This window comes from Pseudodesulfovibrio sp. lm2024, assembly GCF_051175575.1.
Lineage (GTDB): Bacteria > Desulfobacterota > Desulfovibrionia > Desulfovibrionales > Desulfovibrionaceae > Pseudodesulfovibrio > Pseudodesulfovibrio caledoniensis.
In genome coordinates this window covers 2735729-2757096 of record NZ_CP195092.1, presented here as the reverse complement: position 1 = coordinate 2757096, position 21368 = coordinate 2735729, and the positions used below count along the sequence as shown (strand labels likewise).

Annotated in this window: 22 protein-coding genes; 11 read left to right on the top strand and 11 right to left on the bottom strand. The window is 65.8% G+C overall.

Annotation, left to right across the window (positions count from 1 at the left end):
• Positions 1 to 9: 9 nt before the first annotated feature.
• From ACR42D_RS13105 to ACR42D_RS13090, 4 genes are all read left to right on the top strand, one after another.
• Positions 10 to 1851 carry a 4Fe-4S ferredoxin gene (locus ACR42D_RS13105; protein WP_484567234.1) on the top strand — a complete coding sequence of 614 codons (1842 nt, stop codon included), beginning with the start codon at positions 10 to 12 and terminating at the stop codon, positions 1849 to 1851.
• 302 nt (positions 1852 to 2153) lie between these two features.
• Complete coding sequence (locus tag ACR42D_RS13100) at positions 2154 to 2963, top strand: electron transfer flavoprotein subunit beta/FixA family protein (protein WP_484567233.1); 810 nt, start codon at positions 2154 to 2156, stop codon at positions 2961 to 2963.
• Positions 2964 to 2974: 11 nt separating this feature from the next.
• Positions 2975 to 3982 carry an electron transfer flavoprotein subunit alpha/FixB family protein gene (locus tag ACR42D_RS13095; protein ID WP_484567232.1) on the top strand — a complete coding sequence of 336 codons (1008 nt, stop codon included), beginning with the start codon at positions 2975 to 2977 and terminating at the stop codon, positions 3980 to 3982.
• 81 nt (positions 3983 to 4063) lie between these two features.
• Complete coding sequence (locus ACR42D_RS13090; RefSeq protein ID WP_484567231.1) at positions 4064 to 4471, top strand: rhodanese-like domain-containing protein; 408 nt, start codon at positions 4064 to 4066, stop codon at positions 4469 to 4471.
• Here ACR42D_RS13090 and ACR42D_RS13085 read toward each other — a convergent pair.
• From ACR42D_RS13085 to ACR42D_RS13075, 3 genes are read right to left on the bottom strand one after another with little or no spacing between them, the layout of a single operon-like run.
• Complete coding sequence (locus ACR42D_RS13085) at positions 4464 to 6500, bottom strand: hybrid sensor histidine kinase/response regulator (protein ID WP_484567230.1); 2037 nt, start codon at positions 6498 to 6500, stop codon at positions 4464 to 4466. The genes ACR42D_RS13090 and ACR42D_RS13085 overlap by 8 nt on opposite strands.
• Positions 6497 to 6916, bottom strand: coding sequence for a response regulator (locus ACR42D_RS13080; RefSeq protein WP_484568466.1), 420 nt, complete (start codon positions 6914 to 6916; stop codon positions 6497 to 6499). Before ACR42D_RS13080 ends, ACR42D_RS13085 begins: the two co-directional genes overlap by 4 nt.
• Positions 6917 to 6970: 54 nt before the next feature.
• Entirely contained in the window at positions 6971 to 7324 is a 354-nt protein-coding gene (locus tag ACR42D_RS13075; RefSeq protein ID WP_484567229.1) for a DsrE family protein, read from the bottom strand.
• Between the two features lie 186 nt (positions 7325 to 7510).
• Here ACR42D_RS13075 and ACR42D_RS13070 point away from each other — a divergent pair, with 186 nt between their 5' ends.
• On the top strand, positions 7511 to 8065 hold the full coding sequence (locus ACR42D_RS13070; RefSeq protein ID WP_484567228.1) for a cysteine hydrolase family protein: 555 nt from the start codon (positions 7511 to 7513) through the stop codon (positions 8063 to 8065).
• On the opposite strand, the gene hgcB is transcribed toward ACR42D_RS13070, so the two are convergent.
• The 5 genes from hgcB to ACR42D_RS13045 all read right to left on the bottom strand — a co-directional run bounded on the left by hgcB (position 8062) and on the right by ACR42D_RS13045 (position 12389).
• Positions 8062 to 8349: a mercury methylation ferredoxin HgcB gene (gene hgcB, locus ACR42D_RS13065; protein ID WP_484567227.1), complete on the bottom strand. Its 288-nt coding sequence runs from the start codon at positions 8347 to 8349 to the stop codon at positions 8062 to 8064. The genes ACR42D_RS13070 and hgcB overlap by 4 nt on opposite strands.
• An 11-nt stretch (positions 8350 to 8360) precedes the next feature.
• Complete coding sequence (gene hgcA / locus ACR42D_RS13060; RefSeq protein WP_484568465.1) at positions 8361 to 9512, bottom strand: mercury methylation corrinoid protein HgcA; 1152 nt, start codon at positions 9510 to 9512, stop codon at positions 8361 to 8363.
• A gap of 50 nt (positions 9513 to 9562) precedes the next feature.
• Entirely contained in the window at positions 9563 to 9880 is a 318-nt protein-coding gene (locus tag ACR42D_RS13055) for an ArsR/SmtB family transcription factor (RefSeq protein ID WP_484567226.1), read from the bottom strand.
• Positions 9881 to 9957: 77 nt separating this feature from the next.
• Complete coding sequence (rarD, locus tag ACR42D_RS13050) at positions 9958 to 10881, bottom strand: EamA family transporter RarD (protein WP_484567225.1); 924 nt, start codon at positions 10879 to 10881, stop codon at positions 9958 to 9960.
• A gap of 83 nt (positions 10882 to 10964) precedes the next feature.
• The gene (locus tag ACR42D_RS13045) at positions 10965 to 12389 is read right to left on the bottom strand and encodes an aminotransferase-like domain-containing protein (RefSeq protein ID WP_484567224.1); all 1425 of its coding nucleotides are present in this window, start codon (positions 12387 to 12389) and stop codon (positions 10965 to 10967) included.
• 140 nt (positions 12390 to 12529) lie between these two features.
• Here ACR42D_RS13045 and ACR42D_RS13040 point away from each other — a divergent pair, with 140 nt between their 5' ends.
• The 4 genes from ACR42D_RS13040 (at position 12530) to ACR42D_RS13025 (ending at position 16254) form a co-directional block, all read left to right on the top strand.
• Positions 12530 to 13240, top strand: coding sequence for an AzlC family ABC transporter permease (locus ACR42D_RS13040; protein WP_484567223.1), 711 nt, complete (start codon positions 12530 to 12532; stop codon positions 13238 to 13240).
• A complete protein-coding gene (locus ACR42D_RS13035) occupies positions 13225 to 13551 on the top strand; it encodes an AzlD domain-containing protein (protein WP_484567222.1) in 327 nt (108 codons plus the stop codon). The genes ACR42D_RS13040 and ACR42D_RS13035 overlap by 16 nt, the downstream gene beginning before the upstream one ends.
• A 9-nt stretch (positions 13552 to 13560) precedes the next feature.
• On the top strand, positions 13561 to 14250 hold the full coding sequence (locus ACR42D_RS13030) for an aspartate/glutamate racemase family protein (RefSeq protein ID WP_484567221.1): 690 nt from the start codon (positions 13561 to 13563) through the stop codon (positions 14248 to 14250).
• A gap of 132 nt (positions 14251 to 14382) precedes the next feature.
• Positions 14383 to 16254, top strand: a complete 1872-nt coding sequence (locus ACR42D_RS13025) for an AMP-binding protein (RefSeq protein ID WP_484567220.1) — start codon at positions 14383 to 14385, stop codon at positions 16252 to 16254.
• Positions 16255 to 16338: 84 nt separating this feature from the next.
• Here ACR42D_RS13025 and ACR42D_RS13020 read toward each other — a convergent pair whose 3' ends face one another.
• The 3 genes from ACR42D_RS13020 to ACR42D_RS13010 all read right to left on the bottom strand — a co-directional run bounded on the left by ACR42D_RS13020 (position 16339) and on the right by ACR42D_RS13010 (position 17836).
• Entirely contained in the window at positions 16339 to 16884 is a 546-nt protein-coding gene (locus ACR42D_RS13020) for a peptidylprolyl isomerase (RefSeq protein WP_484567219.1), read from the bottom strand.
• A gap of 124 nt (positions 16885 to 17008) precedes the next feature.
• Entirely contained in the window at positions 17009 to 17398 is a 390-nt protein-coding gene (locus ACR42D_RS13015) for a response regulator (protein ID WP_484567218.1), read from the bottom strand.
• 195 nt (positions 17399 to 17593) lie between these two features.
• Entirely contained in the window at positions 17594 to 17836 is a 243-nt protein-coding gene (locus tag ACR42D_RS13010; RefSeq protein WP_484567217.1) for a hypothetical protein, read from the bottom strand.
• 143 nt (positions 17837 to 17979) lie between these two features.
• Between ACR42D_RS13010 and ACR42D_RS13005 the strand changes: the two genes are divergently transcribed.
• Complete coding sequence (locus ACR42D_RS13005; RefSeq protein ID WP_484567216.1) at positions 17980 to 20856, top strand: sigma 54-interacting transcriptional regulator; 2877 nt, start codon at positions 17980 to 17982, stop codon at positions 20854 to 20856.
• Positions 20857 to 21014: 158 nt separating this feature from the next.
• A complete protein-coding gene (locus ACR42D_RS13000; RefSeq protein ID WP_484567215.1) occupies positions 21015 to 21362 on the top strand; it encodes a thioredoxin family protein in 348 nt (115 codons plus the stop codon).
• Positions 21363 to 21368 lie beyond the last annotated feature (6 nt).

The following is a 21368-nucleotide window of genomic DNA, read 5'->3' as shown; positions in this document are numbered from 1 at the left end:
AGGCACCCCATGAGCGACGAGACGCCGCGAGTCGAGATGGAAACGGACATTGTATGTGTGGGCTTCGGCCCGGCCGCGGGCGGTTTTCTGACCACCCTGACGCGCGGCCTGATGAACGAGGACGGCACGCCCGTGGCCGAGTCCAAGGCCATGCCGGGCATGCCGCCGCAGGTCATCTGCTACGAGCGCGCCGACGACATCGGCTTCGGCGTGTCGGGCGTGGTCACCAAGGGCCGCGCCATCCGGGCCACGTTCCCGGACCTGGACCTGTCCCAGATCCCCATGGCCTGCGAGGTCAAGGAGGAGAAGGTCCTGTTCCTCAAGGACCCGGTGGGCGCGAGCCGCAGGCCGGGCCTGTTCAAGGTGGCCGACAAGGTGCTCGGCGGGTTCATGAAGGACGACGCCTACGAGTTGCCGTTCATCCCGAAATTTCTGGAAAAGCATCCGGGCATGCTGTTCTCCATCGGCCAGCTCAACCAGTGGGTGGGCGCGAACCTGATGGGCACGGGCATGGCCCAGATCTGGCCCTCCAGCCCGGTGGCCGAGCCGCTGCTTGAAGGCGCGGCGGTCAAGGGCGTGCGCATGGCCGACCAGGGCGTGGAAAAGGACGGCACCCCGAACGCGGGGTACATGCCCGGCATAGACATGAAGGCCGCCCTGACCGTGATCGCCGACGGCCCGGTGGGTCCGGTGGGCCAGCGGCTCAACCGCAAGCTGGGCATGCCCGAGGGCAACCATCAGCGCGAGTGGGCCGTGGGCATGAAGTGCGTGGTCGACCTGCCCGAGGACTGTCCCTGGGAGCCGGGCACCGTGCTGCACACCATCGGCTACCCCGAGCCCGAGATTTTCGGCTTCCTGTACGTCTACCCCGGCAACGTCGCCTCTTTAGGCATCTTCGTGCCGTCCTGGTTCGACAATCCGGTGCGCACCGCCTACCGCTACATGCAGCACTGGATGCTCCACCCGTACCTGTGGAAGGGGTTGAAGGGCGGCACCCTGCGCTCCTGGGGAGCCAAGTCCCTGAACGAGTCGGGCAAGCGCGGCGAGCCGATCCTGTGCGGCGACGGGTTCGCCCGCATCGGCGAGGGCTCCGGCTCCACCAACATCCTGACCGGATCGGGCGTGGACGAGGCCTGGGCCACGGGCGCGCAGCTCGGCGAGGCCGTGCTGGAACTGCTCAAGTCCGGCCGCGAGTTTACCAAGGAAAATTTGGAAAACACCTATGTTTCGCGCCGCCGCGCCTCCTGGGTCGAACAGGAGGCCGAGGTGGCCAGGAAGTCCAGAGACGGCTTCACCAAGTCCGTGATCTCCGGTTTCCTCGGCATGGGGCTGACCGGCCTGACCAAAGGGCTGTTGAATATGCCGGGCAAGGCGATCAAGCCCCAGGATCGCATCCCGTCCGTGGAGGACTACTATCGCGACGTCATCCCGGCGGGCGAGATAGCGGCCATCCGCGCCGAGTGCGCCAAGAAGGGCGCGAGTCTGCACGACGCACTCATGGACCGCGCGGGCTGGCCTGAAATCCCCCTGGACGGCCAGCTGCTGGTCTCCCACCAGGACGCGCTGCTCATGGGCGGCAAGGTCCAGGCCAACCCCGGTTACGGCGACCACGTGCGCTTCGCGGACACGGCCCTGTGCGCCAAGTGCCGCGAGCAGGTCTGCATCGAGGCGTGTTCGGGCCAGGCCATCTACACCAACCCGGACGGCGGCGTGCCGCTGTTCGACCGCGAAAAGTGCGTCCATTGCGGGGCGTGCATGTGGAACTGCAGCAAGTCCAACCCCGAAGACCCGGAACAGACCAACGTCAAGTTCATGGCCGGTTCCGGCGGGCTGCATTCCGTGGAGAATTAGGATAAAGAAGGATGGGATCGCCTACGGCGGATTGGACGGGTGATTTCGCCTCCGGCGGCCAAGGGGTTATGACCCCTTGGAACCCCATTGTCGCCTTCGGCGAAGTTGTTCATTAAAAGAAGAGAGCCGTACTTGCGCGGACGTACCCCGCGAAGCGGCTACAAAAAGTTTTGGAGATTCTTAAGAACCTTTTTCAAAAGGTTCTTAAGCCGCCGGAGGCATCCCCGCGCAGCGGCGGCCGAAGGCATCGAATGGACGGCATGAGAAATACGATTGCCGCCGCTAATCAAGGAGAACATTGAATGGGTAGTGAATTCCACATCGTGGTCTGCGGCTCCATCGTCCCGGACCCGCTCCAGACCCTCGCGCCCCAGGACGGGCCTGCCGGGCCGTCCCTGAAGAACGAAATGATGCTTCCCGCCGTGCTCGACCCGTGGGCCGGGCACGCCCTGTTCGAGGCCGCGAATCTGGCGGCCAAGAATCCGGGTAGCCAGGTCTGGCTGGTCAGCCTCGGCCCTAAAGCCAAGCTGCAGCAGGTCATGATGTCCGTTTCCCAGAAGGCCCCCTTCCAGCTGGTGGTGGCCGACGGTTCGGCCTCGGGTTTCACCGACGCCTACGAGACCGCCAAAGTCCTGGCCGAGACGATCGAGGGCATCGGCGGGTTGGACAAATCCAAGATGCTGCTCTTCGGCGGCTGGCAGTCCGCTTCGCGCGGTTCCGGCGCGGTCATGCAGATGGTCGGCGAACTGCTTGGCGTGACCGAACAGTTTCAGGGCGTGGACCGGCTCACCGTGGGTGGTGACGGCTCCCTGGAGGTGCTCGAGCGCGTGGAGGGCGGGGCCTATCAGAAGTCCGTTGTGGACGGCGCGCCCGCCGCTTTCGGCTGGGCCACGGGCGAGCTGCCCGAGCCGCCGAACAATCCGCAGGTGGGCATGCAGAACATGCAGAAGAACATGCCCGCGCTGATGCAGGCCAAGCCCGCCGACCTGTCCGGCACGAGCCTGAAATTCTCCTCGGTGGAGCTGCCCAAGCAGCGCCGCGAGACGCGCATCGTCAAGGATGTGCCGGTGGATGAGATGGCCAAAGAAATCGTCGAATGGATCAAGGGTTAGGGGGAATCGTCATGACTGTTTTGTATCTTGCACACACCGAATGCGACAATTCCCTGCACAAATCCGCCCTTGAGGTGCTGACGGCCGCCAAGGCGCTGGCCGACGGCATGGGGACCGACCTGGTGGTCGGGCTCATCGGCGCGGACGTTGCCGAGGCCGCCGGAACCATCGGCGGCTGCGGCGCGAAGTTTTACGCGGTGTCCGGTCCCGAGTTCGCGGACGGACGCTACGCTTCCGACCTGGCGGCGGCCGAGGCCATTGCCAAGGCGTGCTCGCCCGAGGTGGTCGTGGCCCCGGCCACGTCCCGCTTCAGCCGGGCCTTGCCCGGCCTGGCCATCCGTTTGGGCGGCCGGGTGGACACCCACCTGTCCGGCCTGGCGGCCGAAGACGGCAAGCCCGTGGCCAAGCGGTGGTTCTACCGCCAGCGTATGGAGGGCACCCTGACCCGCGACGAGCGGCCCTGGGTGCTGACGCTGGATTCCGGCTGCGCCGAGCCCTTTGCGGGCGCGGGCGCGGCGGACGTGGAATCGTTGTCCGTGGACGTGTCCTCGCGGACCAGGGTGGCGGGCATGGAGTGCGCCTCCGAGGATGCCCAGACCATCCGCCCGGACGCGGACCTGCTCTTCGTGGCCGGCGCGGGCTGGACCAAGAAACAGGCCGACGGGGCCACGCACGTGGACGTGGCGGAGAAGACCATCATGGGCTTTTTGGACGCCACCAAGTCCTCGCTCGGCTCGTCCAAGTCCCTGGTGGACATCTCGGGCGAAGGCGGCGCGGTCATTTCGTTTTTGACGCACATGCACCAGGTGGGGCAGACCGGCGCGACCCCGCGCCATCCCAAGGGACTGTCCACCTGCTGCCACGGCGAGGAGCCGCACGTGGTCGGCTGGCGCTTCATCAAGGAGCGTCGGGCCATCAATCTGGACGCCGGCTGCGGCTGGGCCCAGGGCAAGTGCGACGTGCTCTACGTGGGCGACGCCTTCGCCATCATGACCAAGGTCAACGAGCTGCTCGGCTGATCCGGGCGAATGTGAGATGATCAAGGCCGCACCTGTCGCCGGGTGCGGCCTTTTTTTCGAAAAACCATTCGGAGGACCCGCGTGAATCCCAGATATATCGTCATTATCCTGACCGCGCTGTCAGTGGCTTTTTTCGTATACCGGCAATACGGCCAGGCCGGGCCGGACGGGGTGACCGCCGTGAGCGCGGTCCAGGCCCAGGCCGCGCTGGCCGAAGACCCGGACATCCGCGTGCTCGACATCCGGACCCCGGGCGAATACGCCGAAGGGCACATCCAAAACGCGCTGAACATCGACTTCCTGAATGCGGATTTCGCCCAGCGCCTGGGTGAGCTCGACCCGGACGCGAAGTATCTCGTCTACTGTCGGTCGGGCAACCGCAGCGCGCAGGCCATGAAGATCTTCGGGCGGCTCGGTTTCGCCCGGGTTCTGCATATGTCGAAGGGGATCAGGGACTGGCAGGGGCAGGGGCTGCCGCTGGTCAGATAGGTCGGGCGGCAGCGGCGGTGCACACGGCGTCGAGCAGTTCCCCGGCGTCGAAGGGCTTGGTCACGACCTTGTTCATGCCCGCCGTGAGGAAACGCTTGCGGTCCTCTTCGCCCGCATAGGCGGTCAGGCCTATGATCGGGATGTCGGCATCTATGCCCTCGGCCGCGCCCGAGCGGATGATCTCCGTGACCTCCATGCCGTTGATGACCGGCATCTGCACGTCCATGAGCACCAGGTCGAAGCCGCCGTCCATCAGGGCGTCGATGGCCTGCTGACCGTTGTCCACCACGGTGGCGGCGTGGCCGTGGTTGCGCAGCAGCTGCGAGGTGACCAGGGCGTTGACCTCTTCGTCCTCGGCCACGAGGATATTCAGGTTCCGGCGGGCCGCGCATTCGTCGGCCCGGTCGGGACAGCGTTGCAGAGGCACGGTCAGGGTGAAGACCGAGCCCTCGCCCGGACGGCTTTCCAGGTCGATGGCCCCGCCCATGATCCCGGCCAGCTTGCGGGAGATGGCCAGCCCCAGCCCCGCGCCGCTGTAGCGTTTGGTCATGTACTCCTCGCCGAGCATGAAGCTTTCGAACACGGCCTCCCGCTTGTCGTCCGGGATGCCCACGCCGGTGTCGGCCACCGCGATGCACAGGCTGACCCGGTCCGGCGCATCGGTCACCGGCTCGCAGCTCGCGGTCACGGTTATGGAGCCGTTTTCGGTGAACTTCACGGCGTTGTGCACCATGTTGATGAGCACCTGGCGCAGCTTTTCCGCGTCGCCCCGGGCCATGGCCGGGAGCCCGCGGTCCAGGTTGCAGCGCAGGCGCAGTCCCTTGATCTCGGCCTGGTGGAGCAGGGGATCGACCGCCGAGCGGATGACCTCGGCCAGGTCGAAGTCCACGCAGCTCAGGCCGGTGCCGCCGGATTCGATGTTCGAGAGATCGAGCAGCGAGGTCAGGACCCCGGAGAGCTGGACGCTCGATTCCAGGCTGAGCCGCAGATATTCCTTTTGCTCGTCCGTCAGTCCTTCGGTGCCCAGCAGCAGCTGGGTCATGCCCATGATGCCGTTCAGGGGGGTGCGCAGTTCGTGGCTCATGTTGGCCAGGAACTGGCTCTTGGCCCTGTCCGCCTGCCGGGCTTCGCGCATGGCCCGGATCAGGTCCGCCTCCATGCGTTTGCGCTGGATGATGTGCCAGACCCGCTCCATGATCAGGGCGAGCTGGACCGCGTCGGATTCGGTGTAGTCCTCGTCCTTGTTGGCCACCCCTACCAGCATGCGGATGCGGTCCTTTTCGATGACCGGCACGTTCATGTGCCGGATGAGCGGGACGTGGCCCTCGGGGGTACCGCGCTTGCCCGGGCTGTCCGAATAGTCGTTGGTGATGACCGCCCGGCGTTCGCGGATGGCGTCGGCCCACAGCCCGGCCCCGTCGACACGGAAGATCTGGGACGGGTCGTCGACGGTGCACGCGCCCAGGCCCGGCACGGCCCACGGGCGCAGGCGCAGCTCGGTCTCGGCCTCGTCCAGGAAGCCGATGTAGCCCATGCGGCTGTCGGTCATGTACACGCTCTGGACCAGGGCGTAGTCGAGGATTTCCTCCTCGGTGCGGTCGAACATCCGCGACAGGGCGTACAGGGTCTTGAACCGCTGTTCGTCCAGGTCGGACTTCATCTCGCGCCGCCTGCGCACGGTGATGTCGCGCAGGATGACCACGAACAGTGAATCGCCGTCGAGTTCGAGCGCGTGGGAGCGGATCTCCACGGGCGTGGCTCCGTCCCTGCCGCACAGGGTGTGCTCGATGCGCCGGGAGCCGGTTTCGAACAGGCTCTGCCCCTCGGCCAGGGCGGCGAAATTGGTGATGACCCGGCCCGGCGTCCTGGCCAAAAGCTCCTCGCGGGTCAGGCGGAGCAGGGCGCAGGCGGCCTCGTTGACTTCGATGATACGGGCTTCGCTCGGGGGTCCCCCTTCCGTCCGGCAGGCCAGGGCGGCTTCCGGTTCCTGCAGTTTAAGGATGTTGTGGAGGAGGTCGGCGCGGCTCATGGTTGGGGTGTCTCCCCCAGGGTGCGGGCGATGAATTTGAGCAGCGGGGCCTTGCGGATCGGTTTGGCCATGAAGTCCGAGCACCCGGCCTTCATGGAGCGTTTTCTGTCCTCGGTGAATGCGTTGGCGGACACGGCCACGATGGGCACGGGGCGCAGGCCGCGTTCCTTCTCGAAGGAGCGGATTTCGCGGGTGGCGTCGAGCCCGTCCATGACCGGCATGAAGATGTCCATGAGCACCAGCTCGTAGGAGCCGTTCTTGAAGCGGGCCACGGCCTCGCGGCCGTTGTCGGCGAAGTCCAGGGTGTAGCCGGAGTCGGTGAAATACAGGGAGAGGAGCATCTGGTTGCTCTCCGAATCCTCGGCGATAAGGATGCGCACGGGCTTGTCCGGCCTTTCGGCCCTCGCGGGTTGCATGCTGCTCACTTTCGTCTCCCTGTTATCCGGTTCCAGTACTGTGTGGGGGGCCGGTCAGAATGTCAACTGCGTCCAACCGCTTTTCAGCATTTCGGTAAAGGGTTCGCCAACATAGAGTACGTTCGCACCCAGGGCTTCGAGTTCCTCTACCACCCCGTAGTTTTCGGCGCACGCCCGGCAGGCCCAGACCTCCACGCCGTCGGCCATCATTTCCCTGAGACGCGCCCGGATGGGTTCGTCGCGGGCCACGAGCGGGGCCGTGGGGCCCCAGATGATCAACCGGACCTGTTTCCACCAGCTCTTGTTCAAGGCGTTCTGGGTGTACATGAAGACCAGATTGTCGGCCACTTCGGGGTTCGGGGAGCTCCAGACGACGCACAGGGCGTCGCGTGTGGGGATGTCGTTCATCGTCGGGCCTGAGAGCGGTGGTTTTCACACCGGTTAATGGTTTGATTCTCCAATACATAGCCCAGTGGGGATTTTGTAGCAAGTCTTCAGATGATGTATATTGGATATATTGATGCCCTTATCGGGGAAACCGATTGGACCCCATCCGGCAGGGGCGGCTATGCTGGGCGCAAAATGGAGGTGCCCATGAAGACGGCCCTGTTGCTCATCGATCTGCAAAATGACTATTTCCCCGGCGGGGCGATGGAACTCGTCGGTTCCGAACCCGCCGCCTTCAAGGCGGTGCAGGCGCTCCGGCTGTTCCGCGAGCGCGGCCTGCCCGTCGTCCACGTGCGCCACGAGGCGATCAAGGAGGGGGCGACCTTCTTTTTGCCCGACACGGCGGGCGCGGCCATCCACGACGCGGTCCTGCCCGTAGAGGGCGAGCCGGTGGTCACCAAGCATTATCCCAACAGCTTCCGCGAGACCGACCTGCTCGAGCGGTTGCGCGAGGCGGGCGCGACCCGCCTCGCCGTGGCCGGGATGATGACCCACATGTGCCTGGACGCCGGGGTGCGCGCGGCCGTGGACCTCGGTTTCGAGTGCGCGGTCCTGTCCGACGCCTCGGCCACCCGCGACCTGGAGTTCGACGGCCGCATCGTCCCGGCGGCGCAGGTGCACGGGGCGTTCCTTGCGGCGCTTCAGGCCGCATACGCGCCGGTCATGACCGTGGCCGATCTGCCGTCGCGGTTCCTGGACTAGCAGCAGGCGGACTCGACCTTGCGGCCGGTGAGCTTGTGCAGCCAGACCGAGATGAGGTAGGAGGCGCAGCCCACGCCGGGCGTGACCGTGACCGCTTGGACCGGGCAGTTGGTGGCGCAGGCCCCGCATTCCATGCAGGCGTCCGGGTCGAGTATGGCCGCCTTCTTTTCGCGCATATCGAGGATGCGGTGGGGGCAGACCTCCACGCACGATCCGCAGCCGATGCAGGCGTCGGTATCGAGCGCCAGCGTGGCCACGCCGTCCAGGTAACGGAAATTCTTCATCACGGCCTCCTTTAGTTGACGAACGGCGCGGCCAGCCACAGGACCAGGGCCGAGAGTCCGGCCAGGGCCTGGAGCGGTATGCCCCGGCGCATTTCCTTTTCCACGCCCGAGGGCGAGGTGTACGGCGTGGAGCCGGTGAAGTTCATGGCCAGATAGGACGACACGGCCGTGGTCCACAACAGGATGGCCGCGGGTTCGAGCCCGCCCTTCAGCGGTAGCAGGAACGCGGCCGCAAGCCCGGCCACGGCCCCGGTGAGCGCGCCCTTGGGCCAGAAGGATCGCCACGGCAGCCGGTTCAGGAGCAGGGGCACCCCGGCGCAGCCCGCCAGCACGCCGGACAGGGTGGCCAGCAGGGCGGCAATCCCCCGGTGCCACAGCGCGGAGAACGAAAAGACGTCCGGCCCGATGGCCGAGAGCAGGAAGAGCGCGGGCACGGTCCAGGCCAGGGTCTTCCAGAGCAGGAATATCTCCACCGGGATGAGTACGGCCCGTTCCTTCAAGGGAAAAGTGACCATGCGCATGTCCCGGTCCGCGCGGTTGCCGTTGGCCAGATACTCGGGCAGGTCCTCGGCCCGCACCGGCCCCCACAAGACCTTGAAGCCGCATGCCTTTCTGACCGCGCGTCCGGCCACGCCCGTGGCCCCGAGCTGGGGCAGGACGAGGGTGCGGTGGGCCACCACCTGGTGGAGCTTGGCGCGGTTCACGCTGTAGACGATCTCGTCCGTGCCGAACAGTCCCTTGCCCGCCGCGCACCACACGTTGATGCCGCGCGTGTCCGCCACCAGTAGCCAGGCGTCGATGCCGGAGAGCTCGCGGCGCACGGCGTCGAAGGTCAGCTTGTAGTTGGCCGTGACCAGGACCGGGGAATCCGGGGTGGGGTCGCCCACGCAGTACAGGCCGGGCACCACCTTGTAATTACTGCGGATCGCCCCCAGACGGGTCAGGGCCGTGCCCAGCCGGTCGGACGGGAGCATCCGGGTGCGCACGCGGGGCACCGGACCCACGGGCGTGTCCACGAACCCGTCCACGAACGGCTCGACGGCGTATCCCGGTTTTTCGAAGACCCCGGCACGGGGGTCGGGCTTGGGGCCTCAACACGGGGCGTCGTCCTGTGGCGAGGCGGGCGGACAGAGGTCCGTCGCGCATGCCTGGGGCGGGGCCATCAGGCCCAGGGGTTTGAGATCCTTTTCCTCGGGACGGGGCGTTAACGGATTCATGAGGCCTCCGGCGTGATGGACAGGAGCGCGAGGATGAGCGGGTCGAACCTGTTCACGGTATTCCGGTTCACGCAGTAGCAGGTCCGGGGGCCCTCCACCTCGCCGCGCACCAGGCCCGCTTCCTTGAGAACCTTGAGGTGCTGGCTGACCGTGGACTGGGCCAGGGGCAGCTCGTCCACGAGCTGCCCACAGGTACAGCTGTGCTCGGTCAGCAGCTGCCTGAGGATGCGGATGCGGGCCGGGTGGGCCAGCCCCTTGCAGACCTCGGCGAGAAAGACTTCGTCTTCGCTGTGCAGGGGAGGGGTGAAAAACATGGCGCCTCCGGGGATTATTTATCGTAAATCGACGATAGACGATATGGCCGTGATTGTCAACGGTTGCGAGCCGTGGGTCAGGCCGTGTGTCTGGAATCGGCCAGACGCCGCTGGGCGCGCATGGTCACGATCGATTCCGCGGTGTACACGGCCAGGCCGGACCAGATCAGGGCGAAGGTGATCAGGTGGCTGGCGTTGAACGGCTCCCTGTAGACGAACACGCCGAGCAGGAAGGCGATGGACGGGGCCAGGTACTGGAGCAGTCCCACGGTGGTCAGCTGCAGCCGCCGCGCGCCGTAGGCGAAACCGATGAGCGGCGAGGCCGTGACCACGCCCGCGCCCACGAGCAGCAGGTCCACGTGGATTCCCTGGTGGGACAGGGCGGAAGCCCCGTGTGCCTGGAGCCAGAGGATGTAGCCCAGGGCGAACGGGCCCAGGACCATGGTCTCCAGGAACAGGCCGGGCAGGGACTCCACCGAGGCTACCTTGCGCAGCAGTCCGTACAGGCCGAAGCTGACCGCCAGGGCCAGGGATATCCAGGGCAGATGGCCGTGGGCGACCACGGAGTTGATCACGCCCAGGGCGGCCAGGCCGATGGCGATCATCTGGAGGGGGCGCAGGCGTTCGCGGAAGAAGACGAAGCCGAGCAGGACGTTGACCAGGGGGGTGATGTAATAGCCCAGGCTGGTGTCCAGAACGTGGTCGTTGTTCACGGCCCAGATGTACAGCAGCCAGTTGAACCCGATCATCAGGGAGCTGGCGGTCAGGATGAGCCGGTCGCGTCTGGATTTGAGCGGGGCGAAGGTCGCGTTCCAGCCCCGGCGCAGGGTCAGGATGACGGCGATGAAGACCAGGGACCAGACCACCCTGTGACAGAGAATCTCGAAGGGATTCACGGTGATCAGGGACTTCCAGTAGACGGGCAGGAGCCCCCAGCCGAAGAAGGCGGCCAGGGCGGCGGCGAAGCCGTAGGACTTCTGTTTGGGATCGATGTTGCGCATGCGGTTCTCTCTGCGGGGGTATAGGAGCGAGAAGATACGCGGGGACGCGGGCAGGGTAAAGTCGGAAAAGGCGATGGCCCCGATCAGGAGCGGCACATGGACCCGGCCAGCCTGCCCAGGGTATGTACTCCCTGTTCCAGTTCGTCGGTCCACGGGTGGCCGCAGCTCAACCGGATGTAGTTGGCGAACTTGTCCTGGGTGGAGAAGATGGCCCCGGGCGCGATGCCCACGCCCTCGGCCCGGGCCTGGAAGAACAGCTCCACCGAGTCCACGGATTTGGGCAGCTCCAGCCAGAGGACTGCTCCGCCCACCGGATGGGTCACCCTGGTCCCGGCCGGGAAGTTGCGTTCCAGGTGGAACTGCATGGTGTCCATCTGCCGCTCCAGGTCCGTGCGCAGCTTCTTGAGATGGCGCTCCAGGCGGCCCTGGCGAAGGTATTCGGCGATGGCCATCTGGGCCGGGGAGGAACTGGAAACGTTGGTGGTCGCCTTGATTTCGAGCGCCTTCTGGCGGTAGCGGCCGGGCAGCATCCAGCCCACCCGGAAGCCGGGCGCGATGGTCTTGGAAAAGGACGAGCAGAGCAGGACCAGCCCTTTTTTGTCGAACTGCTTGTAGGTGCCGGGCCGCTTGGGGCCGAAATGCAGGTCCGTGTACACGTCGTCCTCCACCAGGGGGATGTCGCGCTTGGCCAGCATGTCCACGATCTCCCGCTTGGCCTCGTCCGGGGTCAGGCTGGAGTCCGGGTTGTTGAAATTGGGCGCGAACACGCAGGCCGCGATGTCGAAAGTCTTGAGCGCGCGGGCCAGCTCCTCGGGGGCGACTCCGTGGTCCGGGTCGGACGGCACCTCCACGGCGCGCAGTCCCAGCGTTTCGAGCAGTTGCAGGAAGCAGTAATAGGTGGGCGACTGGATGAGCACGGTGTCGCCCGAGCGGCAGGTGGAGCGCAGGGAAAGGTACAGGGCCTCCAGACACCCGGCGGTGATCAGCGGATCGTCGGGCCTGGCCGGGATGCCGAACTCCATGGACCGGTAGGCGATCTGGCGGACGAGCTTCGGATCGCCGGGGATGGGCGCGTAGGCCATGGCCCGTTCAGGCTCGGCCCGGACCATGGAAGCCATTATCCGTCCGAGTTCGCGCAGGGGCATGCGCTGGGGGCCGGGCGCTATGACGTCCAGGGCCACGCGGTCGGCCGCGCCCACGGATTCGAGCACGCTCTGTATCAGCCCGATGCGGGTCACCGGCCTGGGTTGCGTGAGGGGCGCGGGCGAGGTCTCGGTGCGCGGCAGCCGCCTGGCCTTGCGGCGCACGAAGAACCCGGACCGGGGCCGGGCCTCGATGACCCCCTTGCGCTCCAGTTCCAGGTACGCCTGGTTGACCGTGGACACGGACACCCCGAGCTTGGCGCTCAGGGAACGCAAGGAGGGCAGCTTGTCCCCCAGCGCGAGCGCGCCCGCGTCTATCATGGTCATGACGTTCCTTTCCACGGTCTGGTAACGATAGGTTTCCATGGATTCACCGTAATCTGTTTCGTATGATTATTGTTTAAACTGTATCTGTACTGATTACAGAAAATCGGCTCTACTGCAAGGTAAGGATACAGCGGATTAACCGGGCGATGGCCCGAAAAACAATCAAAGAGAAGCTCTTCATGACCTCAGAAGCCCTTGCCGGGGAACAGCCCGGCTCCCCCATGATGTCCGCCGCCCGGCAGGTGGCGCCCATCGTCATGGGCTACCTTCCCGTTGGCGCGGCCTACGGGGTCCTGGCCCAGCAGGCCGGGCTTTCCCTGCTCAACACCGTGCTCATGTCGATCCTGGTCTTCGCCGGGTCCTCCCAGCTCATCGCGGTGGCCATGTTCGCGGCCGGGCTGAACCCGGTGTCGATCATCGCCACCACCTTCGTGGTCAACCTGCGCCACCTGCTCATGAGCGCGTCGCTGGCCCCGAACCTGAAGAGCTGGAACAAATGGGAGCTGGCCCTGTTCGCCTACGAGGTCACGGACGAGTCGTTCGCCGTGCACTCGGTGCGGTTCGCGCGCGGCGACCTGAACAAGATCACCTGTTTCGGCATCAACGGGCTGGCCCATATATCCTGGGCCCTGGCCTCGTTCGCAGGCTATCTGGCCGGGGCGTCCATCCCGAGCGTGGAGCCGCTGGGCATCGACTACGCCCTGCCCGCCATGTTCATCGCCCTGCTGGTCATGCAGATGAAGAACGGCCTGCACGTCCTGGTGGCCGGGTTCAGCGGGCTGCTCGCCCTGATGCTGTACCAGGCTGGAGCGGACCAGTGGTCGGTCATCCTGGCCACGGTCATCGGCGCAACCTTTGGCGCGGGAGTGGAATCATGGACCAGGAAATAGTCTTCTTGACCATCGTCGGCATGCTCGCCGTGACCTACATCCCGCGCATGGTCCCGCTGGTGGCCCTGGCCTCCCGGACCCTGCCCGAACCCGTGGTCCGCTGGCTGTCCTACGTCCCGGCCGCCGTGCTCTCGTCCATGCTCTTTCCGGCCCTGTTGCTTAAAGACGGCTCCGTGGACGTCTCCCCGGACAACTACTTCCTGTGGGCGGCCGTCCCGGCCTTTATCCTGGCCTGGCGGACCAAGTCCTTTTTCGGCACCGTGGCCCTGGGCATGGCCCTGGTGGCCGCGGCCCGCTATTTCATCGCATAGGAGCGGACCATGAAGACCATCGGATTGGTAGGCGGCATGAGTTGGGAATCCTCCCTGGAATACTACCGGGTCATGAACGAGGCGGTGAAGGCGCGCCTGGGCGGCCTGCACTCGGCCCGCATCCTCATGAACTCCGTGGACTTCGCCCCCCTGCGCGAGCTGATGTGCGCGGGCGACTGGGCAGCCGTTGGCGATAAGCTGGCCGAGGCGGCCCGGACCCTGGAAGAGGCCGGGGCCGAGCTCATGGTCATCGGCACCAACACCATGCACAAGGTGGCCCCCCAGGTGGAGGCGGCGGTCTCCGCGCCGCTCGTCCACATCGCCGACGCCACGGCCGAGGCCGCCAGCGGGGGCGGGTTCTCCAAGGTGGCCCTGCTCGGAACCGTCTTCACCATGGAGGACGACTTCTACGTGGGCCGCCTTGAGCAACACGGCTTCGAGGTCCTGGTGCCCGAGGCCGACGACCGCAAGCTGGTGGACCGGGTCATCTTCGACGAGATGTGCAGGGGGCTGTTCCTGGACGGTTCCCGCGCCGAGTTCGTGCGCATCATCGATTCGCTGGCCGCGCGCGGGGCCGAGGCGGTCATCCTCGGCTGCACCGAGATCGGCCTGCTCGTCCGGCCCGGCGACAGCGATGTGCCCACCCTGGACACCTGCCGTATCCACGCCGAGCGGGCGGTGGAGCTCGCCCTCGGCTGACCTGTGGCCGCCCCGGCCCGGCCGTTTCGCCCGTTGTCCCCATCCCGCGCTTGACGCGCTCCCGTAACGTGATATGCCATGTTGGCGTGCCGCGGGGGCGCGTTTTTGTCTCATGATCATCGGGGAGGGTGTGTGAGCGAGACTGTCGACATGACCTTGAAGGATTTGCTGAACCGTTCGGCGGAGCGGTTCCCGGACCGCGTCGCCCTGTCCTTTGTGGACGGCGAGCCCATGACCTATGCGCGGTTCGGCCAGAGCGTGCACGAACTGCAGACCGTGCTGAGCGGCCTCGGCATCAAGCCCGAGGACAAGGTCGCCCTCATCGGCGAGAACATGCCCAACTGGGCCATCGCCTATTTCGCCGTGACCACCATGGGGGCCATCGTGGTGCCCATCCTGCAGGAATTCCACCCCAGCGCGGTGCAGCACATCCTGCGCCACTCCGAAGCCAAGATGGTCGTGGCCTCGCGCCGCTACATGGACAAGGTCGAGGGCGAAAGTTTCCCCAACCTCGAAACCATCATGGTCATGGACGATTTTTCCATGGAGGACGAGGAAGGAACCAGGACCACCTACCGCGAGGCGCTGGAGGCGGCGGGCGAGCGTATCGAGCAGTTCGCCGAGGCGGCCCGCGAAAGGGTGGAGACCCTGGGCGAGGGCGCCTGGGACAAGCTGTCCGACTCCGCCAAGGAGAAGATGCACAAGTTCGGCGACACCGCGCGGGAGAAGATGGGCCGGTTCTCCGACTCCTACAAGGAGACCGTCAACCAGACCGTGGAGTGGTTCAGCGCCTCGGCCCGCCGGTTCATCGATTGGAAGACCGGCAAGCCGTTCGAGCTGACCGGCGACCACGTGGCCGCCATCCTGTACACCTCGGGCACCACCGGCCACTCCAAGGGCGTGGTCCTGACCCACCGCAACCTGGTCCAGAACTGTATTTCCGGGGTCAACACCATTCCGGTCTACGAGACCGACCGCTTCCTGTCCGTGCTGCCCATGGCCCACACCTACGAGTGCACCGTGGGGCTGCTCATTCCGGTGATGTGCGGCAGCTCGGTCTTCTACCTGCAGAAGCCGCCGACTCCCAAGACCCTGCTGCCCGCCATGCAGAAGGTCAAACCCACGGTCATGAACGTGGTCCCGCTGATCATCGAGAAGATCTACAAGGGCCGGATCAAGAAGAAGCTGACCGGCTCGGGCGTGACGCGCGGGCTGATGAAGATCGGCGTGACCCGGCGCAAGCTCTCCCAGGTGGCGGGCAGGAAGCTCATCGAGGCGTTCGGCGGCGACCTGCGTTGCCTGTGCATCGGCGGCGCGCCCCTGGCCCCCGAGGTGGAGCTCTTTCTGATCGACGCCAAGGTGCCCTATGCCAAGGGGTACGGCATGACCGAGTCCGCGCCCCTGCTGGCCGGGATCAATACCGACGTCCAGCGGTTCAGGGCCATCGGCCCGGCCGTTCCGGGCGTGGAACTCAAGATAGACGACCCCGATCCCGAGACGGGCGAGGGCGAGATTCTGGCCAAGGGCCCGAACATCATGCGCGAGTACTACAAGGCCCCCAAGGATACGGAAGACACCTTCACCGAGGACGGCTGGCTCAGGACCGGCGACCTGGGCAAGTTCGAGGACGGCTATCTGATCCTCAAGGGGCGGCTCAAGAACGTGGTCATCGGCCCCAGCGGCGAGAATATCTATCCCGAAGAGGTGGAGTCCATCATCAACGCCAACGACTACGTCCAGGAGTCCCTGGTCCACGAGTCCGGCGGCAGGCTGGTGGCCCGCATCCACCTCAACTACGAGGCCCTGGACGAGCAGTTCGACGTCAAGAAGCTGATCGAGTCCGAGGTCCGCGAAAAGATCCGCAAGATCCTCGACGACATCCACAAGGACGTCAATTCCAAGGTGTCCTCCTTTGCCCGGCTCAATCGCGTGGTCGAACAGACCGAGCCCTTCGAGAAGACACCCACCCAGAAGATCAAGCGGTTCCTGTACACCGACCAGTAGCGGTCCGTCGCGATAATGACGAAAAAGGTCCCCGGTTCCTTGGTGAACCGGGGACCTTCTTGGTTGGAAAACGGGGCGGGGCGCTTACTTCACGTCGGCGGCCACGCGCAGGGTGACGATCTTGTCCGGGTTGCTGACCGTGCCGCTCTGGCCGGTCCCCTTTTTGATCTTGTCCACGAACTCCATGCCCGAGGTGACCTGGCCCCAGACGGTGTACTGGCCGTCCAGGAACGGTGCCGGGGCGAAGCAGATGAAGAACTGGCTGTCCGCGCTGTTCGGGTCCGAGGCACGGGCCATGCCCACGGTACCGCGCTTGAACGGGGCGTTGCTGAATTCGGCGGGCAGGTTCTGGCCGGAGCCGCCCCGGCCGGTGCCGGTGGGGTCGCCGGTCTGGGCCATGAAGCCGTCGATGACCCGGTGGAAGACGATGCCGTCGTAGAATTTCATGCGCGCCAGTTCCTTGATCCGGGCCACGTGCTTGGGGGCCAGGTCGGGGCGCATCTCGATGACCACCCGCCCGTCGGCGAGGTCCAGGTACAGGGTGTTCTCAAGGTCCTGGGCCTGGGCGGCCGGGCAGGCCAGCAGCACCAGGACGGCGCAGGTGAAGAGGGATTGCAGCAGGGTTTTCATATCGCTCCCGTGGGTTGCGTTTGGGGTGAGGCGGCGCGGCCCGAGTGGCCCACGCCCACCACGGATGTAGCGATTTTCGCCGGGGAATGGAAGCCGCGCGAAGCGGTTTTCGCGCCGGGCCGGATCAGTTGTGCAGGGCCTTGTCGCTGTTCCCGAGGCACCGGGCGATGTAGGCCTGGAGTTCCGCGCGTTCCAGCGGCTTGGCCAGGAACAGGGTGGCCCCGAGCTTGAGCAGGTTGGAGATGTCGCTGATGCCGACCACGGCGGACATGATGATGATCGGCAGGTCGTTGAACTGCTGGTCGCCGCGCAGGGTCTTGATGAGCTGCTGGCCGTCCATCTCGGGCATCATGATGTCGGTCAGCAGCAGGTCGATGTCGTTGTTGGCCAGGAGCGTTTCGTAGGCGTGTTTTCCGTGCGGGCTGACAAAGGCGATGTGCCCCAGTTCCTCGACGATCTTGACGGCGAGTTTCTGGGATATGCGGTCATCTTCGGCAATCAGTATCTTGGCCATGGCCGACCTCCCCTCGTATTGGCGCGGCATGCGGCTGTGGTGAGCGACAAGAAAACAAGAATAACAGACTATGGCCGTGGTGTCATCGGTCTTGGCCGTATCTCCGCTGAATAATAAAGGGCTTGCGGCCGGGCGGAGCGGGAGGAGGGGAGAGGGATGGGGGCCGCGCCCGCCGGAGCGGACACGGCCGGGAAATCAGACCTTTTCGATGTGCATGACGTCACCGAATTCACAGGTGACCCGGTATTTGCCGCCTTTGGTTTCGACGACGTAATCGTTGCCGGGGAACAGGGTGCAAGCGGCTGAAAAACCATCATTGATCATGATGTCCTTGGCTTCTCCATTGGATTCGAACCTGACCGTGGTTCCGTCACCGAGGGTAATCATTTCTCCATGATGGACATCGACGGGCAGATCGGCTTCGGTAAAAGATGACATACTATCCTCCTGAGTTATGGAAAAGACTCCACCATGGTTTGGGCTATACACCCAGAAAAGGGAAATGAACAGCCCAAATGGGATGGAGGCGGCGCGGGGCTGGTTTTCGACGGGCAAGTGATGTATGGGTCATTCCAGGAGATATGCCGGTGAGTTCGACTATTCTCGTCGCCGACGGCGACGCCTCCATACGGGCGCTGATCAAGGACATCCTCGAAGCCAGGGGCTATCAGGTGGAGACCGCCTCCAGCCCTGCTTCCGCGGCCGCGCTCATGGCCCGCCGGAGTCCGGGCCTGGTCCTGGCCGCCCATGGCGAAGAGGACGACGGCGGCTCCCTGGTGCACGAGGCGGCCCGGCTCGGCCTGGTTACCCCGGTCATCCTGCTCATCTCCTCCTCGGCCGACAACCCCGGCCGCCTGGCCCGCGACTGCGGGGCCATGGCCTATCTGCAGAAGCCCGTGGTCCGCTCCCAGCTCGAGATGCTCGTTCGCCTCGGCCTGGCCGAGAACGAGCTGCGTTCCACGGCCACCCTGCAGGAGGCGCGGCTCTCTTCGGCCCAGGCGTTTTTGAAGTCCATGCTCAACGCGGACGAAGGGGTCATCTTCCTGCTGGACGACGAGGCCTCGGTCATCGAGTGCAGCGGGCCGGTGGAAAGCCTGCTGGGCCGGGAGGTGGGCGAGTGCGCCGGTCGGCCCTATCCCTCGCTTTTTTCGGACGCCGTGGCCAACCTGCACGAGGGGGCCATCGCCAAGGCGCGGACCACCCGCGAGGCGGCCCGGCTGGAGGAGCACCGCAGCGGCATGGTCCTGGAGACCCGCGTGCGGCCCGTGCTCCAGGGGGACACCCTGTCCGGCTTCGTGGTTTCCCTGCGGGACATCACCACCAGGCGGCGCGGCGAGGTCGGCCTGGCCGAGAGTGAGAAGCAGTACCGCAGCGTGTTCGCCGGGGCCTCGGCCGCCATTATCCTGGCGGACCGGGAACAGGGCATGGTCATGGAGTGTAACGACGCGGCCTGCCGCGTCCTGGGCTACGACGCGGCCGAGGTGCGCGGCATGGCGCTCCAGGACCTGGTGGCCCACCCGGAGCAGATCATGGCCGCCATGAACCAGGGCGGCAAACGGGTGTCCTACGATTACCTCAAGCGCAAGAACGGCTCGTCGCTCCCGGTGGAGCTGTCCATGAGCTATTTCACCAACGCGGGCCGGGACGTCTGCATCCTCTACGCCCAGGACATCTCCCGGCGCAGGATCGTGGAGGAGGCCCTGCGCGAGGGCGCGCGGCTGTACCGGGCCGTGGTCGAGGACCAGACCGAGCTGATCTGCCGCTACGGGCCGGACGGCAAGCTGACCTTCGTGAACAACGCCTTCGAGCGGTTCGTGGGCCAGGACGAGGAGGACGTTCTGGGCAGCGACTTTTTCTCCTCCATGGGGTCCATGGACCGCAGGGTCCTGACCGAGTGGCTCGACCATTTCGATCCGGCCCGCCCCGTGCTCGACCGGGAGGTCCTGCACATCCGCCCCAACGGGGAGGAGCGCTGGATATCGTGGACCCACCGGGCCGTGCTCAACGACCGCAACTCCGTGGTCGAGATCCAGGCAGTGGGCCGCGACGTGACCGAGCACAAGGCCGCCGAGAGCGCCCTGGCCCGGGCCACCCAGGAGAAGGAGCGGTACCGGCTGAACCTGGAGGCCACCTTCGCCTCCATCCCGGACGCCATCCTGACGGTGGACTCCGGGCTGTCGGTCATCGCCACCAACAGTGCGGCCAAGACCCTGTTCGGGTTCGAGGAGGAGCGCTCCAGGGGGCGTCGGCTCGAGGACGTGGTCCGGGACGAGACCAACCCGTGCGTCCAGGTGCTGCGCCAGGTCCTCAGGACGGACAAGCCGGTGCACGGCTACGAGATCGAGCTGAAGACCCCGTTGATGGGCGAGCGCATGGTCGAGATCAACTGTTCGCCCCTGGTGGACAAGGACCGGCGGCACGCGGGCGCGGTGCTCGTCGTGCGCGACATCTCCCACATCGCGGACCTGGAGAAGCAGCTGCAGCAGCGGCACGGCTTCAGGGGGATCGTGGGCCGCAGCGGCCCCATGCAGGACATCTACCAGCTCCTGGAACAACTTTCCTCGCTGGACTCCATCGTGCTCATCCTGGGCGAGTCCGGCACCGGCAAGGAACTGGCCGCCGAGGCCCTGCACTACGGCGGGGTGCGCGCGGGCAAGCCGCTGATCAAGGTCAACTGCTCGGCCCTGTCCGAGAGCCTGCTCGAGAGCGAGCTGTTCGGCCATGTGCGCGGGGCCTTCACCGGCGCGGTCCGGGACAAGGTCGGGCGCATCCAGGCGGCCCAGGGCGGTACCCTGTTCCTGGACGAGATCGGCGACATCTCCCCCATGCTCCAGCTCAAGCTCTTGCGCTTCCTGGAGAGCCGGGAGTACGAGCGGGTGGGCGAATCCCGGACCTGCACCGCGGACGTGCGCATCATCGCGGCCACCAACGCGGACCTGCGCGAGGCCGTGCGCAGGGGCTCCTTCCGAGAGGACCTGTACTACCGGCTCAACGTCATGCCCGTGACCCTGCCGCCCCTGCGCGACCGCCAGGCGGACATCCCCATGCTCACGGACCATTTCCTGTCCATGTTCGCGGAGAACTTCGGCAAGCATTTCGACGGGGTGTCCGAGGAGGTCATGGACCTGCTGCTGACCTACTCCTGGCCGGGCAACGTGCGCGAGCTCAAGCACACCCTGGAGCACGCCTGCATCCTGTGCCCGGGCAAGAGTGTGGAGATCAGGCACATCCGCAAGGACCTGGTGGACCATATCCGGGGCAACGTCCTGGAACCGGTCACGGTTCCGGCCGCCGAAACGGGCGTCACCGCGTCGTACATGCCGCACAGGCCGGGCAGGGAGGATATCCTGGCCGTGCTGCGCGAATGCGGGGGCAACAAGGTCCAGGCCGCCCGGCGGCTGGGCATCCACCGGGCCACCCTCTATCGCAAGCTCAAGGCCTGGGGCCTGGACGGCTGACCCCGGACTCCCGGCCCGGCCGCAACCGCCTGCCCTCTGTAAATTTATAACCATACTAACGTGTTGATGTAATGCATCGCGGCCCGCTCCCTGCTATGTTCCAAGGCAGGCCCGGACAGCGGACTTCCGCGTTCGTGGCTGGGGGAGGAGTAGAAAACATGCGCACGATCAAGATCATCGAGCCACAAGCCATAGATATCGAATTGCAGAACGGAAGCGGGCCTCTCCTGGTCGCCTTCCTGAAACGGAACGAGAAGTTTTCCGGCCAGGTGGCGGTCCTGGAAGCGGCCTGCCGGACGCACGGCGGGTCCGTCCGGTGCTTTCTGTACAACGCGGACTACCTGGACACGGCCACCGACCGGTTCGCGGTCAAGGGCACGCCCACTTTCCTGCTGTTCCACGGCGGACGCGAGGTCAACCGGCTCATCGGCGAGTCGGACGGCCCCACCCTGGACGAGTTCATAGACGCCTCGGTGGAGGGGTTGTCCGGCGTGGTCCGTTCCTAGTCCGGC